Origin of the sequence: Alcanivorax hongdengensis A-11-3, from assembly GCF_000300995.1 — a bacterium.
GTDB classification, from domain to species: Bacteria; Pseudomonadota; Gammaproteobacteria; order Pseudomonadales; family Alcanivoracaceae; genus Alcanivorax; species Alcanivorax hongdengensis.
In genome coordinates, this window is record NZ_AMRJ01000042.1 from 1 (window position 1) to 20,823 (window position 20,823).

General features: G+C 61.4%; 17 protein-coding genes. 11 read left to right on the forward strand and 6 right to left on the reverse strand.

What is annotated here, in order from left to right; all coding sequences use genetic code 11:
* Positions 1–212: 212 nt before the first annotated feature.
* Together A11A3_RS16105 and A11A3_RS17850 are read right to left on the reverse strand one after the other, a co-directional pair.
* Positions 213–644 (reverse strand): hypothetical protein, encoded by a 432-nt coding sequence (locus A11A3_RS16105; RefSeq protein WP_157375793.1) that lies wholly within the window; start codon positions 642–644, stop codon positions 213–215.
* 74 nt (positions 645–718) lie between these two features.
* Positions 719–1,012, reverse strand: a complete 294-nt coding sequence (locus tag A11A3_RS17850; protein WP_157375795.1) for a hypothetical protein — start codon at positions 1,010–1,012, stop codon at positions 719–721.
* Positions 1,013–1,302: 290 nt separating this feature from the next.
* On the opposite strand from A11A3_RS17850, the gene A11A3_RS17590 reads away from it, so the two are divergent.
* The gene (locus A11A3_RS17590; RefSeq protein ID WP_008930395.1) at positions 1,303–2,253 is read left to right on the forward strand and encodes an IS481 family transposase; all 951 of its coding nucleotides are present in this window, start codon (positions 1,303–1,305) and stop codon (positions 2,251–2,253) included.
* On the opposite strand, the gene ruvX is transcribed toward A11A3_RS17590, so the two are convergent.
* The 4 genes from ruvX to gshB form a co-directional block, all read right to left on the reverse strand.
* Positions 2,250–2,654 carry a Holliday junction resolvase RuvX gene (gene ruvX, locus A11A3_RS16115; RefSeq protein WP_008930396.1) on the reverse strand — a complete coding sequence of 135 codons (405 nt, stop codon included), beginning with the start codon at positions 2,652–2,654 and terminating at the stop codon, positions 2,250–2,252. The genes A11A3_RS17590 and ruvX overlap by 4 nt on opposite strands.
* Positions 2,655–2,828: 174 nt before the next feature.
* Positions 2,829–3,389 carry a YqgE/AlgH family protein gene (locus tag A11A3_RS16120; RefSeq protein ID WP_008930397.1) on the reverse strand — a complete coding sequence of 187 codons (561 nt, stop codon included), beginning with the start codon at positions 3,387–3,389 and terminating at the stop codon, positions 2,829–2,831.
* 42 nt (positions 3,390–3,431) lie between these two features.
* Positions 3,432–4,310, reverse strand: a complete 879-nt coding sequence (locus A11A3_RS16125; RefSeq protein ID WP_008930398.1) for an energy transducer TonB — start codon at positions 4,308–4,310, stop codon at positions 3,432–3,434.
* A gap of 69 nt (positions 4,311–4,379) precedes the next feature.
* The gene (gene gshB, locus A11A3_RS16130) at positions 4,380–5,333 is read right to left on the reverse strand and encodes a glutathione synthase (protein ID WP_008930399.1); all 954 of its coding nucleotides are present in this window, start codon (positions 5,331–5,333) and stop codon (positions 4,380–4,382) included.
* Positions 5,334–5,578: 245 nt separating this feature from the next.
* Here gshB and pilG point away from each other — a divergent pair, with 245 nt between their 5' ends.
* From pilG to A11A3_RS16180, 10 genes are all read left to right on the forward strand, one after another.
* A complete protein-coding gene (pilG, locus tag A11A3_RS16135; RefSeq protein WP_008930400.1) occupies positions 5,579–5,962 on the forward strand; it encodes a twitching motility response regulator PilG in 384 nt (127 codons plus the stop codon).
* A gap of 33 nt (positions 5,963–5,995) precedes the next feature.
* On the forward strand, positions 5,996–6,364 hold the full coding sequence (gene pilH / locus A11A3_RS16140) for a twitching motility response regulator PilH (protein ID WP_008930401.1): 369 nt from the start codon (positions 5,996–5,998) through the stop codon (positions 6,362–6,364).
* 11 nt (positions 6,365–6,375) lie between these two features.
* Positions 6,376–6,927 carry a chemotaxis protein CheW gene (locus A11A3_RS16145; RefSeq protein ID WP_008930402.1) on the forward strand — a complete coding sequence of 184 codons (552 nt, stop codon included), beginning with the start codon at positions 6,376–6,378 and terminating at the stop codon, positions 6,925–6,927.
* Between the two features lie 60 nt (positions 6,928–6,987).
* Positions 6,988–9,015: a methyl-accepting chemotaxis protein gene (locus A11A3_RS16150; protein ID WP_008930403.1), complete on the forward strand. Its 2,028-nt coding sequence runs from the start codon at positions 6,988–6,990 to the stop codon at positions 9,013–9,015.
* Between the two features lie 31 nt (positions 9,016–9,046).
* Positions 9,047–9,925 (forward strand): CheR family methyltransferase, encoded by an 879-nt coding sequence (locus A11A3_RS16155; protein WP_008930404.1) that lies wholly within the window; start codon positions 9,047–9,049, stop codon positions 9,923–9,925.
* Between the two features lie 45 nt (positions 9,926–9,970).
* Positions 9,971–16,984 carry an Hpt domain-containing protein gene (locus tag A11A3_RS16160; RefSeq protein ID WP_008930405.1) on the forward strand — a complete coding sequence of 2,338 codons (7,014 nt, stop codon included), beginning with the start codon at positions 9,971–9,973 and terminating at the stop codon, positions 16,982–16,984.
* Positions 16,984–18,000 carry a chemotaxis protein CheB gene (locus A11A3_RS16165; protein WP_008930406.1) on the forward strand — a complete coding sequence of 339 codons (1,017 nt, stop codon included), beginning with the start codon at positions 16,984–16,986 and terminating at the stop codon, positions 17,998–18,000. The genes A11A3_RS16160 and A11A3_RS16165 overlap by 1 nt, the downstream gene beginning before the upstream one ends.
* A gap of 243 nt (positions 18,001–18,243) precedes the next feature.
* Positions 18,244–18,699, forward strand: coding sequence for a chemotaxis protein CheW (locus A11A3_RS16170; protein WP_008930407.1), 456 nt, complete (start codon positions 18,244–18,246; stop codon positions 18,697–18,699).
* On the forward strand, positions 18,696–19,709 hold the full coding sequence (locus tag A11A3_RS16175) for an MBL fold metallo-hydrolase (protein ID WP_008930408.1): 1,014 nt from the start codon (positions 18,696–18,698) through the stop codon (positions 19,707–19,709). Before A11A3_RS16170 ends, A11A3_RS16175 begins: the two co-directional genes overlap by 4 nt.
* Positions 19,690–20,685 (forward strand): lysophospholipid acyltransferase family protein, encoded by a 996-nt coding sequence (locus A11A3_RS16180; RefSeq protein ID WP_008930409.1) that lies wholly within the window; start codon positions 19,690–19,692, stop codon positions 20,683–20,685. The genes A11A3_RS16175 and A11A3_RS16180 overlap by 20 nt, the downstream gene beginning before the upstream one ends.
* Positions 20,686–20,823 lie beyond the last annotated feature (138 nt).

Here is a 20,823-nt window from a genome sequence, read left to right on the forward strand (position 1 = left end):
AAGAAATGACACAGAATTCTGAACACTACCACCTTAACCTTCGACAGAGAACCAACCGCCAGAGGGACACACGATTTTCTTGGTTCCATATGTTTCAACCAAGTCGCCCCATCAATGCCCAGACGCACAAGAATCCCCTCTACCCTGTCATCAAGCGCATACAGCTAATGGTGGCCTCGGGTCATGGTGAGCCTACTTGCTTATCCATAACGTCATAGAGCAATGGCCACCCCCATCCATAAGAGAGGAGTTGCGACCAGAACAATAATAGACCTCCAAAAATCGGCTTTTAGCTTTCTATTCCCTCTAACCAAATAATAATTAATAATTTCATCTTCTTTTGCGAAGCACTTAAAAACAAAATAATTCATTGCAAATAGAGCCCACAAACTTGCAACGATTTGGTATTTATTAAACGTCACACAATCAACAAGCCTTATATACCTCAAAATAAACATGACAAAGCCCGCAATGTAAAATGACGAAAGTGTCACCAAACACAACGCGCTCGTACCCCCCAAATCCAAACCCTGATGCTGCTCATTTCTACGAAACACTTCATATGGAGCCATATAAAGTGTTTTATAGAAACCCCAAAAAATGCACAAAGGCTTTTTAAAAATTGCAATCATTATTTCTAACAATTAAAGATCCTAAAAACACCAGAACTCAAACCTCCCACTGTTAATGCACAGGAACAGCACCCAAAGCATGAGGCCTACAAAAAAAGGGCAGAGTCCGAACCTGGGACATAAAGCCCAACCCATATCAATCCTGTCTGCATTAAAACTCTTCCACCCGCAATCAAATTCAAATAAGAAAAATTGTAATTTTCCTCAGATGAAGATGGAAAAAGAACACTCATTTTTCCACTTGGAAAGTCGATGGCCACTAAATTACTTCCACGAGCAACCAAAAACTTACATTCCTTATGGTCTGCGAAGGAAAGGCTTGCAGGAAGCGAAAGAAAAAGTAAAAGGCCAAAGAAAAATGAAGCACCAATGTTTGGCATACCAAATCACTGTAAAAAGTTTATTATCGCGTGCGCATAATGCTGGCAGCTATGCAAAAGAATACCTTATGGAGATCCTGTCCAGGAAATGAATGAACCAATAGCTTTTGATGCAGTGCCACCTAACACCGTAGAAATACACCACCTACCAGGCGGTGGCGGAGAACTTGCCGGATATTGCCATTGGCACCGGGCATCAGCCCTAGGTGTGATCTTTCAGTAGGTTGTTCATTCGGGGCCTACCCGGCAGATTGGAGATGCGAAACTACAAACCTTCCCGGGAGCCCCGAATGAACACCCACAAAAATGCCCGATTAACCGTCCACGGTCGAGCCCTGTTGGTCACTCGCGTTCTGGAACACGGTCTGCGGCCAGAGGAAGCTGCGCAAGCGATGGGGGTGAGCACCAGAACGGCTTACAAGTGGCTAACGCGCTATCGCGAGGAAGGAACGCAGGGATTGGAGAATCGCACTTCTCGACCACACCATCACCCCCATGCTATCTGCGAGGAGCAGCGTCAACGGATCATCGCGAAACGCTATGAAAGGCGTATTTACCGTCAGATCAGTAGCGAAGAGGGCGTTAGCCACAGCACGGTCGCTCGCGTGCTGCGTTCTGCCGGCGTGAATCGGCTCAGTTCGCTTGAGCCGGCCCGGCCCTCCAACCGCTATGAGCATGACAATCCCGGTGACCTTCTGCACCTGGATATCAAGAAGTTGGCTTGCTTCCGTAAGCCCGGCCACCGCGTGACCGGAACCCCTCAGGCAGGCAAGTCCTATGGAGCAGGCTGGGAATACGTCCATATGGCGATTGATGATCATAGCCGTATTGCCTGGGCAACGATTTGCCCGGATGAAAGCCGCGCCAGTGCCTGGCGTGCCTTGATTGCCGCCCTGCGCTATTACCGCTCTTTGGGCATCCGTATCCAGCGTGTGTTGACTGATAACGGAGGCTGTTACCGCTCTGGGGCCTTTGCCCGCGCATGCCGACGGTTGGGACTCAAACATCGTCGCACTAAGCCCTACACGCCTCGCACTAACGGCAAGGCCGAAAGGTGGATTCAAACTGCTCTGCGGGAATGGGCTTATGCTCGTGCCTACGAGAACTCGTCACAGCGAGCTAAGTACTTGCCCGCATGGATACACCAGTACAACTGGCATCGCCCTCATTCAGCCATTGGCTACTTGCCGCCAATCAGCAGGCTTCCTGTTATGAACAACCTTGTGGCTTTACACACCTAGGGCGCCAACGGTTCACTGCCACCCAGATACCCCTCCGCAATCACCACCGCCGCCATGGAATCCACTTTCGGGTCGGCATGGTGAATACCGGTGCGCTCGCGGGCTTCGCGGGTGGACAGGCGCTCGTCGACCATCCACACCGGCTTGCCGAAACGGCCCTGCAGGCGGCGGGCAAATTTGCGGGCGCGCTGGCACAACTCGCTTTCGCTACCGTCCATGTTCAATGGCAACCCCACCACCAGAACCTCGGGCTGCCACTCCTCGATCAGCGCGGTGACCTTGTCCCAGTCAGGTTGAACGTTCTTGCAGGGCAGGGCAGGCAACGGCGAGGCGCTACCCAGCAGCGCATTGCCACTGGCTACGCCGATTTTCTTGGTGCCGTAATCGAAGGCGAGAAGCATTGAAGACCTAATGGATAATTGAAAATGGATAATGGATAACGAATAAAACAGGGGATTCACTTCACAGGGTTAGAGCCACACCCAAAACCCGGCCCTCGGGCACTTATCTTGGTGGCCTTGATACGAATGAACGCGCCGCTATCAATTATCCATTATCAGCTACCCATTGCTTTCTCAGCTGTGCCCCGCCTGGGAGGTCATCAGGCGCATGTCCACGCCCAGGGCGGCGGCGGCGGCTTGCCAGCATTGTTCGTGGGGAGTGTCGAGTACCAGTTGCCGGGTGGCCGGGCTGCTGAGCCAGGCGTTGTCGGCCATTTCCTGTTCCAGCTGGCCCTGTTCCCAGCCGGCATAGCCCAGGCAGATCAGGGAGGATTCCGGGCCTTCACCAATGGCGATGGCTTCCAGCACATCCCGGCTGGTGGTCAGGATCAGGCCGTCGCTGAGCGGCACACTGGAGTGCCAGCGGGTATCGGCGGTATGCAGCACAAACCCGGCTTCCTGCTGTACCGGGCCACCGGCCACTACACGGTGGCGCTCGGAGGGCGGCACTTCGATTTCGATATCCATGTCACTGAGAATATCGCCCAGGCTCACCTGCACCGGCCGGTTCAGCGTCAGGCCCATGGCGCCCTCCTCGCTGTGCTCGACGATGTAGGTGACGCTGTGCTCGAAGTTCGGGTCCGCCATGTGCGGCATGGCGACCAGAAGCTGGTGTTTGAGGGAACTGTTTTCCATGCTGCCAGTATCCGGCCCCGGGACGGGCAGGGCAAGGGGGGCTTAGTGAGTGGACACGCGCCGGTTACTGTCGAACTTCCAGGTGCGGATGATTTCCAGCACGTCCATGTGTTTGCGCATTTCCGGGGTAAACGCCTCGAAGGGCGCCGCCAGGCGCACGCTCTGGATGGCGGCCTGGTCGAGGAACTTGTGCCCGGACGATTTGAGTAGCTTGATCTCCTTGATACCGCCCTCGCGATTGAGCGCCACCATCATGCGCACGGACCCGTAGGTATCACTGGACAGGGCCCGGGCGGGGAAGTTGCGTGTGCCCATGGACTCCACCTTGCGTCGGAAGGAGTCGATATAGAGCGCCTCGTAGTGGGCCTTGGCGGACACCGAGGTCAGCCGGCGGATGCGCGGGCGCTTGGCATAGGCCTGTTTCTGGTCGGCCAGGCGCGCCTGCAGGCTGGCGATTTCCCGGCTCAGGTCGGCCAGGTTTTCCTGCTTGGCCACTTTGAAGGGTTTGGGGTCGGTCTTGTCCTTCTCGTCAGCCTTGACCTTGCGGTCGCTGTGACCGGCCGTGGTGATTACCAGCTGCTGGGAAATGCGGTCACGGCGCTCACGGGTGGTCTTTTCCTTGAGCTGCACCTTGTCCAGGGTGTTGTCGGCAAAGTCGGCCTGTTCGTCGGTGGTCACTTCCTGCTTGTCGGACTGGTCACCACTGCCCTGCTGGTTGCTCTGGGCGATGAAGTCCGCCTGGTCCGGCGCCTTGTCGCTCTGGTACTGGGCCAGGGTCACTTCCAGGGTATGCGGCGCCTTCGCCGGCTTCTGCGGGGCGAAGTTGAGGCCGAAAATCAGGATGCCGTGAAACGCCAGCGCCAGAAAGACGGTAAAGGTAAGCCGGTCATTGGCGCCGACGGGGGCCGTGGAAGATGCCATGCGGGTGTCGGTAGCTACTACTTTATTCTAATGTAAGGGGCAGAGTGTGCCCCGAATCGACCACCAAGTCTATGACTCGGCACGCAACTCCAGCAAGGTATCGAACATCTGCCCGGCAATATTGATATCGAAGATGGCATCCAGCTCACGGATACAGGTGGGGCTGGTGACGTTGATTTCGGTGAGATAGTCACCGATCACGTCCAGGCCCACGAAGTAGAGGCCCTTGCGCTTGAGGGTGGGGCCCACCTGCTCGCAGATCCAGCGGTCACGGTCACTGAGCTCGCGACCCTGGCCGGTACCCCCGGCGGCCAGATTGCCGCGCAGCTCGCCTTCCTTGGGAATGCGGGCCAGGGCGTAGGGCACCGGCTCACCATTGATCATCAGGATGCGCTTGTCGCCCTGGGTAATTTCCGGCACGAAACGCTGGGCCATGATCGGCGTCTTGCCGTGCTGGGTCAGCACTTCGATCACCACCGAAATGTTGGGGCTGTCCTTGCGCACCCGGAAGATATTGCTGCCGCCCATGCCATCCAGCGGCTTCATCACGGTGTCATCGAACTCTCTTACAAAGTCGCGCAGCAGTTCGGCACGGCTGGACACCAGGGTCGGCGCGCAGCACTGGGGGAAGTCGGTGGCGAACAGTTTTTCGTTGCTGTCACGCACGCTGGCCGGGCGATTGACCACCAGCACCCCTTCGCGCTCCACCTTCTCGAGCAGGTAGGTGGCGTAGATGTATTCGGTGTTGAAGGGCGGGTCCTGGCGCATGAGGATGATGTCCAGATCCGCCAGGTCCTGGTTCACGGCATCGGAAAGACGGTACCAATCATCGTTATTGTCGGTCACCGACAGTGGGCGGGTCAGCGCAAAAGTGCGACCATCACGCACATACAGGTCCCCGGGCTCCATGTAATGCAGAGACCAGCCGCGCCGCTGCGCTTCCAGCAGCATGGCGAACGTGCTGTCTTTCCAGGGCTTGATCTTGGCGATGGGATCCATCACCACACCGACTCGCAGACTCATGGGGTCTCCACCACAACAGGGAAAGGGCCGGGCAATGTTAGCAGTGGCAGGAGCGGATCGCTACGCGGGCAATCACCGGGACATTTTCCCAAGTTTCATAGGGCCTTATAGATTGATTGTAGAATCTGTGTTAAAACCTTCGCTTGGACCGGCTCAGCCTCCGGCCCGACCTATCGAATTAATAAAAAGGCTAAAAATTACAATAAGTTGCGGCCTATCACGGTTCACGGTTAAAGGCAGTTTCCATGACTGACAACTTCCAAGACCTCAAGGTAATGGTAATCGACGACTCCAAAACCATTCGTCGTACTGCTGAAACCTTGTTGAAAAAAGCGGGGTGTGAGGTAATCACCGCCACTGACGGCTTCGATGCGCTGGCAAAGATCGCCGACAGCCGCCCCAACATCATCTTCGTGGACATCATGATGCCGCGGCTGGACGGCTATCAGACCTGTGCTCTGATCAAGAACAACAGCGCCTTCAAGGAAACTCCGGTGATCATGTTGTCCTCCAAGGACGGCCTGTTCGACAAGGCGAAGGGGCGCATTGTCGGGTCCGACGAGTACCTGACCAAGCCGTTCTCCAAAGACGAATTGCTGGGCGCAATCCGTCAGCATATCAACGGTTAAGCGGCGACGGCCGCTCAACCTGAAGAGGGTAAGATGGCACGTATTCTGATTGTGGATGATTCTCCCACCGAGACTTACAAGCTTCGGGAGATTCTGGAAAAGCACGGCCACGAGGTACTCGAGGCCGCCAACGGCGCTGATGGCGTGGCCCTGGCCCGCTCCGAGCTGCCCGAGCTGGTGCTGATGGATGTGGTCATGCCGGGGCTGAACGGCTTCCAGGCCACCCGCCAGCTGACCAAAGGCGCGGACACCGCGCACATTCCCATTGTCATCGTCACCACCAAGGATCAGGAAACCGACCGTGTCTGGGGCAAACGCCAGGGCGCCAAGGATTACCTGACCAAGCCGGTGGATGAAGATGTGCTCCTGAAAACCGTCGCCCGCATGCTGGCCGACGCCTGACGGAGCCGCCAATGAGCACCCAGACCGCTTCCGCCGCCTATATCAAACTGGCCGACTACAACACCCGCTGCCGGGAGAAGGCCAACGACCTGCCCATGCAGCAGGATGCGGTGAGTTACTGGAGTGGCGTGGGCTTTGTGCTCGACGGCAGAAAATACGTGGCACCGCTGGACGAGGTTTCCGAAATCCTCACGGTGCCCGCCTACACCCGTATCCCCGGCGCGCAAAGCTGGATGAAGGGTGTCGCCAATGTCCGTGGCCGCCTGATGACGGTGATGGACCTGAGCGGTTTTCTGGACAAGGTGTCGTCCATCCAGGAAAAGCGCCGGCGCCTGCTGGTGCTGGACGAGGATGACCTGTACACCGGTATGGCGGTGGATGAAGTGCTGGGTATGCAGCATTTCCCCATCGACAGTTTTGTGGAATCGCTGCCCGTCAGCGACGATAGCACCCGCGACTATGTGCGCGGGGCCTATCAACGGGAAGGGGAGTACTGGTCCGTGTTCAGCCTGGTACGGCTGGCCGAGGACCCGCGCTTCATGCAGGTAGCCCGAACCGGGTGACCTGTAATAAACACCATCGGGTTTACATAAGAAGAGTGAAGCAAGGCCAGGAGCCAGACTATGAAGTTCAATTCCGGAGCAATGTTGGAGAAACTGCGGGGGGGCGCAGGCAGCAGTAATCCGCTGAACATCGCCCTGTACGTCGGCCTGGCCGTCTTTATTGCCTTGGCACTGGTGAACTTCCTGCTGTCGGCGACCACGGCGAACCGCGCCCAGGAAAACATCACCCAGGCGTCCGAGATGCGGGTAGTCTCCCAGCAGATCGCCAAAAACGCCCTGGAAGCGGCGTCCGGTAACGCTGACGCGTTTGAGCTGCTGGACAAATCCCAGAAGAGCTTCCAGGGAGCCTGGGATGCGGTGAAGGACGAAGAGGTCAACGACCCCAAGGTTCTCAAGCGCATGCAGAGCCTGTGGAACGAAGTGAACGCCAACACCGCCACCATTCTGAAAGGTGAGGACACGGTTCTCGACCTGCACGAAGTGGCCGACACCCTGGCCGAAACCATTCCCCAGCTGCAGGCCGAATACGACGGCGTAGTGGAAATCCTGGTGGCCAACGGCGCCCCGGCCCAGCAGATCGCCTTTGCCCAGAAGCAATCACTGCTGGCCGAGCGGATCGTGCGTTCCATCTCCAAGGTGCTTGAAGGGGGCGACGGCGCGGTGATCGCGGCGGATGCCTTCGGCCGTGATGCCAGCCTGTTCGGCCGCGTGATGAACGGCATGATCGACGGCGATGCCGCCATGGGCATCAACAAGGTCACCGACCCGGATGCGGTGGATTACCTGAACGAGATCTCCGATCTGTTCGACGAATTCGTTAACCAGTCCGTGGACGAGATTCTGGAAACCGCGCCGGAACTGTTCCAGGTACGTAACGCGGCGGACACCATCTTCCGTCGCTCCCAGGATCTGCTGCAGGAATCCACCAACCTCAACCAGCAATTCGAAGGCACCACCAGCGGCCTGTTCCCCTCCGTGTGGCTGGGTGGCATCTGCGGCGGTATCGCGATCCTGCTGTTCTTTATCATCATGGCCCAGCGGAACCGCCAGGCAGCCAAGGCAAAAGACGAACTGGAAAGCGAGAATCAGCGTAACCAGGCCGCGATTCTGCGTCTGCTCGACGAACTGGGCGACCTGGCGGATGGTGACCTGACGGTACAGGCGACGGTAACCGAGGACTTCACCGGGGCCATCGCGGACTCCATCAACTACTCCATTGACCAGCTGCGCAGCCTGGTACAGACCATCAACAACACAGCAGTACAGGTGGCCTCTGCGGCCCAGGAAACCCAGTCCACGGCGATGCACCTGGCCGAGGCCTCCGAACACCAGGCCCAGGAAATTGCCGGCGCCTCGGCGGCGGTGAACGAGATGGCCGTGTCCATTGACCAGGTATCGGCCAACGCCGCGGAATCCGCCGCGGTAGCGGAACGGGCGGTAGCCATCGCCAACAAGGGCGCCGAAGTGGTACAGGCGACCATCCACGGCATGGACACCATCCGCGAACAGATTCAGGAAACCTCCAAGCGGATCAAGCGTCTGGGTGAATCCTCCCAGGAGATTGGTGACATCGTATCCCTGATTAACGACATTGCCGACCAGACCAACATCCTGGCATTGAACGCCGCCATTCAGGCGTCCATGGCCGGTGAAGCCGGCCGGGGCTTCGCGGTGGTAGCGGATGAGGTGCAGCGCCTGGCGGAACGTTCCGCCGCCGCCACCAAGCAGATTGAAACCCTGGTTAAGACGATTCAGACCGATACCAACGAAGCGGTAATCTCCATGGAAGCCACCACCGCCGAGGTGGTAAAAGGGGCCCGCCTGGCGCAGGACGCCGGTGTGGCACTGGAAGAAATCGAGAACGTATCGAAAACCCTGGCGGACCTGATCCAGAACATTTCCAACGCGGCGCGCCAGCAGGCCGCCTCTGCGGGTCACATTTCCAACACCATGAACGTGATCCAGGAAATTACCTCGCAGACCTCCGCCGGTACCACCGCCACCGCGCGGTCCATTGGTAACCTGGCCGAGATGGCGCAGGAAATGCGTAACTCGGTGGCCGGTTTCCGCCTGCCGGAGCATTCCTGATCCGGTTCGTTCCGGCGATGGGTGAGATGTCATGGGTGTTGTCGTGAAAGACCACTGGTCGATCAAAAGCACCCCGTCCATGGACGCGGAGCAGTTCCAGCTGTGGCAAGCCCTGCTGGAAGAGCGTACCGGCATGACCCTGGCCAGCGAACGCAAGACCTTTCTCGAGACCAGCTTGAGCATCCGCATGCGCGAGCTGGGCATCGAGGAATACGAAACCTATTACGAACAACTGATGGTGGGCACCACCGAATCACGGGCCATGGAATGGTCGGTGCTGGTGGACCGTCTCACCGTGCAGGAAACCAGCTTCTTCCGCCACCCGGGCTCCTTCGCTCTGGTGGAGGAATACGTGCAGCGCTTCATGGCCGAACAGCCCGATGGCAGCGCCCTGGACGTGTGGAGCGTGGGGTGCTCCACCGGCGAGGAAGCCTACTCGCTGGCCATGCTGATCAACGAGCAGCTCAGCCGTGGCAACCGACGCCTGTTTTACGGCATCACCGCCACCGATATCAGCCTGCCGACACTGTCCAAGGCGCGCAAAGGGGAATACGGCGCGCGGCGTGTCATGCAGATCGACCCGCTACTGCGGGAGAAATACTTTCGGCCCACCGAGCACGGCCAGACCCTGGCGGTGACCGAAGACCTGCGCGAGCGCATCTGCTTCGCCCGGCTCAACGTGCTCGACCTGGGCAATGCGCCCATGAACAACATGGATCTGATTTTCTGTCAGAACATGCTGATTTACTTCCGCCGCTGGCGAAAACGCCAGATCGTCAACCGGCTGGCGGAACGTCTGGCACCGGGCGGGTTGCTGGTGCTGGGCCCGGGGGAAATTACAGAGTGGCAGCATCCGGATCTGGAACGGGTGCACTTCGCCGACACGCTGGCTTACCGGCGCTGTAGATAATAAAAGCCCGCCAAGCAAGCGGGTGACAGTATGACAGGAGACGTCATGAGTGACCGTCACGACTATCTGGCTCTGGACTGGGTCCGTGGGGAAATCCAGGAGACCCTGAACCAGGCGCAACAGGCGCTGGAAGCCTTCGTGGAGAGCCCGGACGACTCCACGCGCATGCGTTTTTGCCAGACCCATCTGCACCAGGTGTACGGCACCCTGCAGATGGTGGAATTCTATGGCGCCGCCCTGCTTGCCGAAGAAATGGAAAAGCTGGCCCAGGCGCTGCTCGACGGTCGCGTGGGCAATGTGGCGGACGGTCAGGAAACCCTGATGCGCGCCATCCTGCAACTGCCGCCCTACCTGGACCGGGTGGCCAGTAGCCGCCGTGACCTGCCGGTGGTGCTGCTGCCGCTGCTCAACGACCTGCGTGCTGCCCGCGGTGAATCGCTGCTCTCGGAAACCGCCCTGTTCAAACCGGACCTGAGCCAGGCCGCCGGTAGCGGCCCGCTGCCCGGCAATATTGCCAATGACCCGCGCTTTGGCCAGCTGGCAAAGAAAATCCGCCAGATGTACCAGATCGCCCTGCTGGGTGTGCTGCGCAACGAAGGTATGGGCGAAAACCTGGGCTACATGGCCAAGGTATTTGCCAAACTCGAACAGGTAACCGGCGAAGCCGCCAAGGGCCCGCTCTGGTCGATCAGCGGCGCCCTGGTGGAAGGCCTGTCAGAAAACGCCGTGACCCTGGGCACCTCGGTGAAAATGGTGCTCGGCCAGGTGGACCGCAGCCTGCGCGAGCTGGTGGTTGAAGGCGCCCCGGCGCTGAACCAGCCAGCCCCCACCGAACTGCTCAAGAACCTGCTCTACTACGTGGCCAAGGCCGACGTGGACAGCCCGCGCATCGTGCGCGTCAAGGAACGCTTCCGTCTGGACGACGCGCTGCCGTCCGAAGACATGATCAATGCCGAGCGGGCCCGCATGAGCGGCCCGGACGCCGAAGCCATGGGCTCGGTGGTCCAGGCGCTGTCCGAGGAGCTGACCAAGGTCAAGGATGCGCTGGAACAATTCGTCCACAGCGGCGACACCGATGCCGGCAAACTGCAGCCGCAGACCCTGGTGCTCAAGCAGGTGGCCGACACCGTGGCGGTACTGGGCCTGAACCAGCCGCGGGTGCTGGTGGAAGAACAGCTATCCGCCATGGAAGACATTGTCGCCGGCAAACAACCGGCCCAGCGCGAAAACCTGATGGATATCGCCGGGGCCCTGCTGTACGTGGAAGCCACCCTGGCCGGCATCAGCGGCGAGCGCCGCAGCAACTACCAGATCGACGAGCAGGAAGTGCCCAGCCATGTGGGCCAGGCCATGGACGCCGTGCTGCGTGAATGCCGCGCCGGCCTGGAAGAAGCGAAGGACGGCATTGTCGAATTCATTGCCTCGCAGTGGGACCGCCAGCATCTGGCACCGGTACCCGAGCGACTCAACGCCGTGCGCGGTGGCCTGGATGTGGTGCAGCTGACCAAGCCCGCCCTGATCCTGCGCCAGTGCGTCAACTTCATCGAACAACGCCTGCTGGCCGACGATGCCAAACCCGACTGGCGCAGCATGGACACCCTGGCCGACGCCATCACCTCGGTGGAGTACTACCTGGAGCGTCTCAACGACGACCCGACCACCAGTGACGACATCCTGCAGCTGGCCCGCGCCAGCGTGGAGGCGCTGGGGTTTCCCCTGAGCGCCGACAGCGGCTTTGACGGCCCCGTCCAGGACAGCCCGGCGGAGACCGAACAGGACCGCATCGATGACATGCCGGCGACCGAAACCGCCGAGGTGGAACCCGAGGTAGATGAGCAGCCTGCGCTCAGCGACGAGCCGCCAATGCCGGACGAACCGGCGGACGATGAGGACATCACCCTGGTCGATCCGGCACCCGTGGCACCGGCAAACGAACCGGAGCCCGCCCCGTCGCCGCAAGCGCCCGCCGATGAGGCCGCCGCGCAAGACGACGACAACCTGATCGATGATGAAATCATCGAAATCTTCCAGGAAGAAGCCGACGAAGTGCTGCAGGCCCTGGACGAATACTTCCCGCGCTGGGCCGCCAACACCAGCGACGAAACGTCGCTGGTGGAATTCCGCCGCGCCTTCCACACCCTGAAAGGGTCTGGCCGCATGGTCGGTGCCAGCACTGTAGGTGAGCTGGCCTGGTCGGTGGAAAACATGATGAACCGGGTGATCGACCGCAGCATCGAACCGACGCCGGTGCTGATCGAGCTGGTACAGACCGTGCGCGATCGCATCCCGGCGCTGGTGCAGGCATTCAGCCAGCAACAGCCCGACCCGTTTGACGTACAACCACTGGCCGACGCCGCCGACACCCTGGCCGCCGGCGGCCAGATCGAGCAGGTACCGGCAGTCGATGCCGGCAGCGCCGCCGATACCGAAACACAAACCGAAGAAGCCCGTGATGACAGCGGCGCGCCGGCCAGCGAGGCAGACAGCGATGACAGCCTCACCCTCGAGCTGCCCGAAGAACCCGCCGGCGACGACAGTGCGGACGCCAGCGGTCTGGACCTGAACCTGTCGGACGACGACCTGGCCGCCTTCGACGCCGCCACCACTGACAGCGAGCAGCCGGCGGAATGGGAAAGCAGCGACGACGGTGACTTCGAGGATATCGAGCTGACCGCCTTCGACGGCGGCGATAGCCAGGATGAGTCGAATCCGACCCGCAGTGACGAAGACAGCGCCACGCTGGAGACCACCGGTCACGATACTCTGGATGACATTCCCGACCTGAGCTACCTGGATGACAGCGTCGACGACGCTGACAGCGCCACCCGCGAAGACAATGATACCGACGGCATGGACCCGGTATTGCTGGACATCTTCTCCAGCGAGGCCGAGCGCAACCTGGCACTGATCGAACAGTGGCTGGCCGAGCTGGATATGGATCTGTCCGAGCACGCGGTGGACGACAGCGTCCACCGCGCCCTGCACACCCTCAAGGGCAGTGCCCGCATGGCGGAAATCGAGCCGATCGCCGCCATCGCCGAACCGGCGGAAAAGCTGCTCAAGGAAATGATCAACGGCAACCGCCCGATCAACAACGACCAGGTGGCGCTGATGCGCCAGATCCACCAGCACCTGGTCACCAGCGTGGCACGGCTGGCCGAAGGCGATATTGGCCCGCAACCGGGCAGTGACACCCTGATCGCCGCCCTGCATGAACAGCATGACGGCCTGATCAGTCGTGACCGTCCCCAGGACGGTACCGACCCGCACATCCTGTCGGTGTTCCTGTCCGAAGGCATGGACCTGATCGTCGATGCGGACAGCCTGCTGGAGCAGTGGGCCGAACACCCGCAGCACACCGGCGAACTGATTCGCCTGCGTGATGAACTGGAGCTGCTGGCCGGCAGCGCCAACACCGCCGGCCTCACTGAAATCCAGGCACTGGCCGGGGCGCTGGCCGCCTGCTACAGCGCCGTGGAAGCCGGCCGCCTGCCCTTCAGTAACGACATGCTGAGCCTGGCCCGGGAAGGCCACGAAGCGCTGATGAACATGATGGACTGTCTGGCCGCCGGCCAGACCGTGCGCCCGGAACTGGGGCTGGTAGATGCCCTGCGCGAGCTGAGCGAAGGCCATGGCCCGGGCCCGGAGGGTGACGGCCCCGGTGGCGGTGAACCGACGCCGCAAATCGACAATGACACCGCCGAGCCCACCAGCGCGCCGACCGGCGATGACAGCGGCCGCTTCCAGTCGGAGCTGGACCCGGAGCTGGTGGCCCTGTTCCTGGAAGAAGCGGACGAAATCCTGCTGGCCGCCAGTGATCATCTGCAGCGCTGGCAGCAGGGCGATGACAGTACCGTCAGCGTGCTGCAACGGGATCTGCACACCCTCAAGGGTGGCGCCCGCATGGCCGGCGTACCGCCGGTGGGTGATCTGGGCCACGAGCTGGAAAACCTCTACGAAGGCTACAACGCCGGTCAGCTGCAGGCCGAGCCGAGCCTGTTCGATCTGCTGCATCAGTGCCATGACCGCCTGGCCGACATGATCGACCAGCTGCGCGACGGCCAGATGCCGCCGGCCGCGCCGCAACTGGTGACCGCCATCCAGGCCTTCATCGCCGGCGAGCCGGTTGCCACCGAGATCGACTTGCCGGGCCATGACCAGCCCGAAGACGCGACGCTGGAGGCCCCCGCAGACACGCCCGCCGCGTCCGTTGCGGTTGAGGACGCGCCGGTCGCCGCGCCCGCGCCCCCTCAACCGGAGCGCGACCCGGAGCTGGTGGAAATCTTCCTGGAAGAAGCGGAAGAAATCCTCGAGTCCGCCGGCAACAGCCTGGACATCTGGATGGCCCAGCCGGACAACCTGATCGAGGTACAGTCTCTGCAGCGGGACCTGCACACCCTCAAGGGCGGTGCCCGCATGGCCGAAGTGCCGGAGCTGGGCGATCTGGGCCACGAGCTGGAAACCCTCTATGAAGGGCTGGCCCAGAGCCAGCTGACCAGCAGCACGGTTCTGTTTGACCTGCTGCACCGCTGCCACGACCGGCTGGCGGAAATGGTGGAAGCCCTCAAGGCCGGCCAGCCGCTGCCCGGCGGCCAGGACCTGATCCAGAGCATTCACGGTTTTATCGCCGCGCCGGATAACTTTGAACTGCCAGCGCTGGGGGATGCCCCGGCCAATGCGGCAACGGACAGCGCCGCCCCCGTCGTCCACGACACCCCGGCGGCCAGTGCCACCGCCACCCTGCCGGACAATGTGGACCCGGAAATTCTCGACATCTTCCTGGAAGAGTCCGACGAGCTGTGCGAGGTGATCGACAACACCCTCACGGCCTGGCGCAACGAGCCGGAAAACAACGAACACACCGACGATCTCAAGCGCGCCCTGCATACCCTCAAGGGCGGCGCACGGCTGGCCGGGCTTACCGAGCTGGGCGACCACAGCCATGATTTTGAAACCTTCCTGATGGATCTGGAAAGCCAGCGTCAGACACCGGATGACGCCGCCTTCCAGCAAATGCTGAGCCACTTCGAGCGGATCAGTACCCAGATGGACGAGGTGCGCAGCAGCGTGCGCAGCACACCCGCCAGCCCGGCCACACCGGCCAATGAGCCGGCCGCGCCCCCGGCAGCCGTGCCACAGGCCGCCAAGGCACCGGAACCACAGCGCGACGACCGCCGTCAGCGCCAGAACCAGGCGCAGCCCCAGGAAATGGTGCGGGTCGGTGCCGATCTGCTGGAATCGCTGGTCAACCTGGCCGGCGAAACCTCCATCAACCGGGGTCGGGTGGAACAGGGCATCACCGAGTTCACCTTCAACGTGGAGGAAATGGGCAATACCGTTCAGCGCCTCTACGAACAGCTGCGTCGCCTGGATGCGGAAACCGAAGCGCAGATCATGTCCAACTACCAGAAGGGCGTGGATCGCGGGGAATTCGACCAGGACTTCGACCCGCTGGAAATGGACCAGTACTCGGAGCTGCATCAGATTACCAAGCAGCTGTCAGAGTCCGCCTCCGACCTGCTGGATTTGAAGAACACCCTGCTTGATCGCAGCAAGGACACCGAGACCCTGCTGCTGCAACAGGCGCGCATCAACACCGAGCTGCAGGAAAAGCTCATGCGCACCCGCATGGTGCCGTTCTCCCGGCTGGTACCGCGCCTGCGCCGCATCGTGCGGCAGATTTCCGGGGAAGTGGGCAAACGGGTGGACTTCGACGTGCTCAACCCGGAAGGCGAGCTGGACCGCTCCCTGATGGAGCGCGTGGTCGCGCCGCTGGAACACATGCTGCGTAATGCCGTCGACCACGGCATCGAAACCCCGGACGGCCGCCAACAGGCCGGCAAGGATGACACCGGTCAGGTGCGCCTGGAACTGGGCCGCGAAGGCGGCGAAGTGGTGCTTACCCTGTCCGATGACGGCAAGGGGATCGACACCGAAGCAGTGCGCAAGAAAGCCGTGGAGCGCGGCCTGATCAGCGCCGACGCCCAGCTTTCCGACCAGGAAATCCAGCAGTTCATCTTCCACGCCGGCTTCTCCACCGCCGCCGCCGTTACCCAGATTTCCGGGCGCGGCGTGGGCATGGATGTGGTGGCCAGCGAGATCAAACAGATGGGCGGCTCGGTGACCATCGATTCCCACAAGGGGCAGGGCACCCGCTTCATCGTCCGCCTGCCGTTCACCCTGGCCATGAACCGGGCCCTGATGGTGAAGGCCGGTGAAGACAGCTACGCCATTCCGCTCAACCAGATCGAAGGTATCGTGCGGGTCAGCCCGTTCGAGCTGAGCCATTACTTCGAGGAAGACAAACCGGTCTACACCTATGTGGGCCAGGACTACGAGCTGCAGTACCTGGGCAACTTCGTCCATGGCAGCCGCGCCCCCAACCTGGAACACCAGCTCGGCCCCATGCCGGTACTGCTGATCCGCAGCACCGAGCACACCGTGGCCGTGGTGGTGGACAGCCTGGTGGGCTCCCGGGAAGTGGTAGTGAAATCCGTCGGCCCGCAGCTGGCCAGCGTGGCCGGCATCAGTGGTGCCACCATCCTCGGTGATGGCTCGGTGGTGATCATTCTCGATATCCACTCGCTGATCCGTGCTTCCCACGTTCAGGTACCGCTGCTGTCCACGCCGGCGGAACCGGTGGCACCGGTGGAAGAGGAAGAACCGCAGCGCGCCCTGCCCATTGTCATGGTTACCGATGACTCGGTAACGGTACGGAAAGTGACCGGCCGCCTGCTGGAACGTAACGGCTACGAAGTGGTGACCGCCAAGGACGGTATGGATGCCATCGCCAAACTGGAAGATGTGCGCCCGGATGTGATGCTGCTGGATATCGAAATGCCGCGCATGGACGGTTTCGAAGTGGCCACCCACGTGCGCCACGACAGCCGCCTGAAGGATGTGCCGATCATCATGATCACTTCGCGCACCGGCGAAAAACACCGCGAGCGGGCCTTCGACATCGGCGTGAACTGCTACATGGGCAAACCGTTCCAGGAAAACGAGTTGCTCTCCACCATCCGTGAACTACTGGGCGAAGCACGGGAAACCAGCAGCTAATGGCGGGCCCCGGGCGCGTCGGCGTGATTGCCGACGACACACTGCAAGGACACCTGCTGGCCACGGCCATCCGCGGCCAGGGTTACCCGGTGGTGGTCAGTACCGACCCGGAATCCCTGGAAGACCGCTGGCTGGAAGAGGGCGCCCTGGACCTGTGGGTGGTGGACCTGTCCAGCGAAGATCGCTGGCAGTCCTTCCTCGATCATCTGCTGGAAGATGCCGCCGCCCCCATCCTGTTCTGTGACGGCCAGGCGCCGGCCCGTACCGCCGACCATTACCCCAAATGGGAGCGGCGGCTGGTAACCAAACTGGTCGGCTACATCGGCAAGCCCCAGGTGAAGGTACGGCTGGACAGCCTGCCGGCGCGCTCGGCGCCGGTGATCCCGACACCGCGGGAATTCAAGGCCATTCGCCCGGCGGATCGTCCCCAGCGCGTCTGGGTACTGGGCGCCAGCCTGGGTGGCCCGGCGGCGGTCAAACAGTTTCTCGATTGCCTGCCGGCCAACCTGCCGGTGGCGTTCATCCTGGCCCAGCATATCGACGCCGGGTTTCTGGATACCCTGTGCGGCGTGCTCAGCCGCGACAACCCGCTGACCTGCCGGGTCGGCTATGACGGCGAAGTCCTGCGCCACGGCGAGCTGCTGATTGCACCGGTGGATTATGCGGTAAGCTTCCGCCACGATGGGCGGGTACAGACCACCGGCCAGGCCTGGGAAGGGCCCTATGCGCCCTCCATTGACCAGGTGCTGCAACATGCCGGCGAGGGCTTCGGGCGCGCCTGTGGCGCCATCCTGTTTTCCGGCATGGGCAACGACGGCGCCATCGCCGCACCCCGCCTGGCAGCCATGGGCTGCCCGGTATGGGCGCAGACCGCCGACACCTGTGCGGTCAGCAGCCAGCCCGATTCGGTACGCGAAACCGGCTGCGTCAGCTATAGCGGCTCGCCGGAACAGCTGGCCCTGCAACTGGTGGAGCGGGTACGTCGGGAAGTGGCCGCGGAACAGCAGGCGGTCTGAGCTTAAGATTTCCTTGCCAGGCTGTTTTCAACAGCCTGGCTGGTGGCTTGAGCAAGGCGCCAGCAGACAATAAACGCGGTAAGCGATGGATTGTCCGTGTCCACCTTTGCGGACATGCGCCGCAAAGGTGGCTTGAAACAGCCGCGAAGCGGCTTTTTCAACACCCTGTTAAGGGTGCCAGCACCAATCTGATAGGCTCGGCGCCTTTGCCGGGCAGAAGAAAAACGCAAGAGGAACGCGATTATGTCGCAGCTGCCTTCCGATATCGCCAGCCTGCTGATTCCCATGCAGGGTCGTCCCTGGCTGGTGCCCAACATTGTGGTCGCCGAAGTGATTCCGCTGCGCCAGCCGGACCGGCCCGGCCATGGCCCGGAATGGTTGCTCGGCTGGCTCAACTGGCGCGACCAGGACCTGCCGCTGCTGTCCTTCGAAAAGCTCAACGAATCCGGCCAGGTGACCATCGGTGAAGATGCCCGTATTGCCGTGCTCAATACCGTCACCGGCAAGACCCCTTTCTATGCGGTGATCGTACAGGGCATTCCGCGCCTGTTGCGGGTCAGCAAGAACGACCCGGTGGAAGAGCCGGTGGACACCGGCCCGGCGGAAGCCATGTACATTCAGGTAGGTGGCGACCTGGCCGTGATCCCCGATCTGGACGCCATCGAAGGCGCCGTTACCGGACTGAAAGCCCCGGCATGATTGACCGTGAACGACTGGCGGCGCTGGCCAGCGAAGCCAACCACGACGGCAAGCGCTATCAGAACCGCTACCGCACCCCGCACCATGGCCTGCGCGAATTCGTGCGCTGGCAGTGGCAGAGCCGTGGCCAGTTCCCGGCCCAGCAGTCGTTCCCGCTGATCACTCCGGCCCCGCACATGCTGGCCGAACCGGCCAGCCAGCCACGGTTGACCTGGATCGGCCATTCCACCTTTCTGCTGCAGTACCGGGGCTGGAATCTGCTCACCGACCCGGTGTTTTCCGAGCGTTGCTCGCCGGTACAGTTTGCCGGCCCCAAACGGGCGGTACCGCCGGCGCTGAGCATTGATGAACTGCCGCCCATCAACGCCATCCTGGTCTCCCATAACCATTATGACCATCTCGACCGTCGCTCGGTGCGCCAGCTACAGGCGCGCTTCGGCCGCAAGATTGTCTGGTTCGTACCCCAGGGCGTGGCTGACTGGTTAAGACGTTTCGGCGTGGAGCGCATCATCGAACTGGGCTGGTGGCAAAGCGAGTTTCACGGCCAGGTGGAAGCCTTCTGCCTGCCGGCCCAGCATTTCAGCGGCCGTGGCGCCGGCGACCACAACCGCAGCCTGTGGTGCAGCTGGCGGCTGCAGTTCCCGGAGTTCAGCTTCTACTTTGCCGGCGATACCGGCTACGCCCCGGTATTCAGTGAAATCAGCGAACTGCTGGGCCCGGTGGACCTGGCCCTGCTACCCATCGGCGCCTATGAACCGCGCTGGTTCATGTCACCGGTGCACGTCAACCCGGCGGAAGCCGTACGCATTCACTGCGACCTGCAGGCCAAAGAATCCGTGGCGATGCACTGGGGGACCTTTATACTCACCGACGAGCCCATGGACGCGCCCCCCAAGGCGCTGGCCACCGCGCTCAAGGACCAAGACGTAGACGCCCGCCGCTTTCATGTTCCCCGGCACGGCGAAACCCTGATGTTTGAATCCACGAAAAATGAAGAATCCGAGCTCTGATGGCCGCCGCCTGTGGCTGGCCATGCGTTTTTTATCATTGCTGCCCCTGTCTGTTACCACCGGTCTGGGCGCTTTTCTCGCCGGACTGATTACCTGGCTGCCGCTGCGCTATGCCAGTGCCTATCGGGTGGTACTGATCAACCTGCTCGCCACCCACCCGCAGATGAGCTATGCCGAGGCCTGTCGCATCGGTCGCCAGAGCATGAAGGAGCTGGGTCGCACCCTGACCGAATTCACCCATGTCTGGAACCGACCGGTCCAGGAAACCCTTGGGCGTATCAGCATGATCGAAGGCGAACAGGCCTTTCTCGAGGCCACCGCCAGCGAACGACCGGTGCTGCTGTTGTCGCTGCACCAGGGCAGCTGGGAAATCAGCAACCTCTACCTGGGCGACAAGGGCAATATCCTGGTCATGTACCAGCCGCACCCGGCCACCCTGATGGACGCCGTGGTCAAGGCGGCCCGCGAGCGCACCGGCTCCAGACTGATTCCAACCAATGCCCAGGGCGTCAAGGCGGCGCTGGGGGCGCTGCAAAAGGGCGGCACCCTGGCCATTCTGGCGGACCACAACCCGGGTAACCGCAGCAACCCCTTTGTGCCGTTCTTCGGCTATCGGGTGCCGACACCGGCGCTGATCGACAAGTTCATCCAGCGTTATCGCCCCCATGTGTTCGTGGTGTCGTGTTTCCGCGGCGAGGGCGGCGTCAAGGATATCCGCCTGCGCTTCGAGCCGGCGCCGGAGATCGAGCAGGCCGGTGACACGGAGGCGGTACTGACGGCCATGAACGCCGGGCTGCAACGCTGCATCGACCGTAACCTGACCCAGTACCAGTGGACCTACAAACGCTTCAAGTGGACCCACAGCGGCCGACGCACCTGGTACCGCCAGTCCTACCCGCTGCTGAAACGGGCGCGCCGGGGGGAAAGCCGTGAAAGCCTGGGCCTGCTACCCGGCCCGGAAGATAGCCCCTCTTAACAGGGTGTTAAAAAGACTCTTTGAGGCGTTTTAAGGTTTATCGCGGATTACAGGGACAACGTACAGGGTCGGACGTCAGAGGTCTGACGCCAATCGCAACCCCGACCGTTGGCGCGGCACTGAGATTTCGAGGCACCT

Excerpts from the sequence above, each read along its gene's own strand:
- A11A3_RS17850 (WP_157375795.1), bottom strand. The coding sequence starts at position 1,012 with ATGCCAAACATTGGTGCTTCATTTTTCTTTGGCCTTTTACTTTTTCTT.
- A11A3_RS17590 (WP_008930395.1), top strand. The coding sequence starts at position 1,303 with ATGAACACCCACAAAAATGCCCGATTAACCGTCCACGGTCGAGCCCTG.
- ruvX (WP_008930396.1), bottom strand. The coding sequence starts at position 2,654 with ATGCTTCTCGCCTTCGATTACGGCACCAAGAAAATCGGCGTAGCCAGT.
- A11A3_RS16120 (WP_008930397.1), bottom strand. The coding sequence starts at position 3,389 with ATGGAAAACAGTTCCCTCAAACACCAGCTTCTGGTCGCCATGCCGCAC.
- A11A3_RS16125 (WP_008930398.1), bottom strand. The coding sequence starts at position 4,310 with ATGGCATCTTCCACGGCCCCCGTCGGCGCCAATGACCGGCTTACCTTT.
- gshB (WP_008930399.1), bottom strand. The coding sequence starts at position 5,333 with ATGAGTCTGCGAGTCGGTGTGGTGATGGATCCCATCGCCAAGATCAAG.
- pilG (WP_008930400.1), top strand. The coding sequence starts at position 5,579 with ATGACTGACAACTTCCAAGACCTCAAGGTAATGGTAATCGACGACTCC.
- pilH (WP_008930401.1), top strand. The coding sequence starts at position 5,996 with ATGGCACGTATTCTGATTGTGGATGATTCTCCCACCGAGACTTACAAG.
- A11A3_RS16145 (WP_008930402.1), top strand. The coding sequence starts at position 6,376 with ATGAGCACCCAGACCGCTTCCGCCGCCTATATCAAACTGGCCGACTAC.
- A11A3_RS16150 (WP_008930403.1), top strand. The coding sequence starts at position 6,988 with ATGAAGTTCAATTCCGGAGCAATGTTGGAGAAACTGCGGGGGGGCGCA.
- A11A3_RS16155 (WP_008930404.1), top strand. The coding sequence starts at position 9,047 with ATGGGTGTTGTCGTGAAAGACCACTGGTCGATCAAAAGCACCCCGTCC.
- A11A3_RS16160 (WP_008930405.1), top strand. The coding sequence starts at position 9,971 with ATGAGTGACCGTCACGACTATCTGGCTCTGGACTGGGTCCGTGGGGAA.
- A11A3_RS16165 (WP_008930406.1), top strand. The coding sequence starts at position 16,984 with ATGGCGGGCCCCGGGCGCGTCGGCGTGATTGCCGACGACACACTGCAA.
- A11A3_RS16170 (WP_008930407.1), top strand. The coding sequence starts at position 18,244 with ATGTCGCAGCTGCCTTCCGATATCGCCAGCCTGCTGATTCCCATGCAG.
- A11A3_RS16175 (WP_008930408.1), top strand. The coding sequence starts at position 18,696 with ATGATTGACCGTGAACGACTGGCGGCGCTGGCCAGCGAAGCCAACCAC.
- A11A3_RS16180 (WP_008930409.1), top strand. The coding sequence starts at position 19,690 with ATGAAGAATCCGAGCTCTGATGGCCGCCGCCTGTGGCTGGCCATGCGT.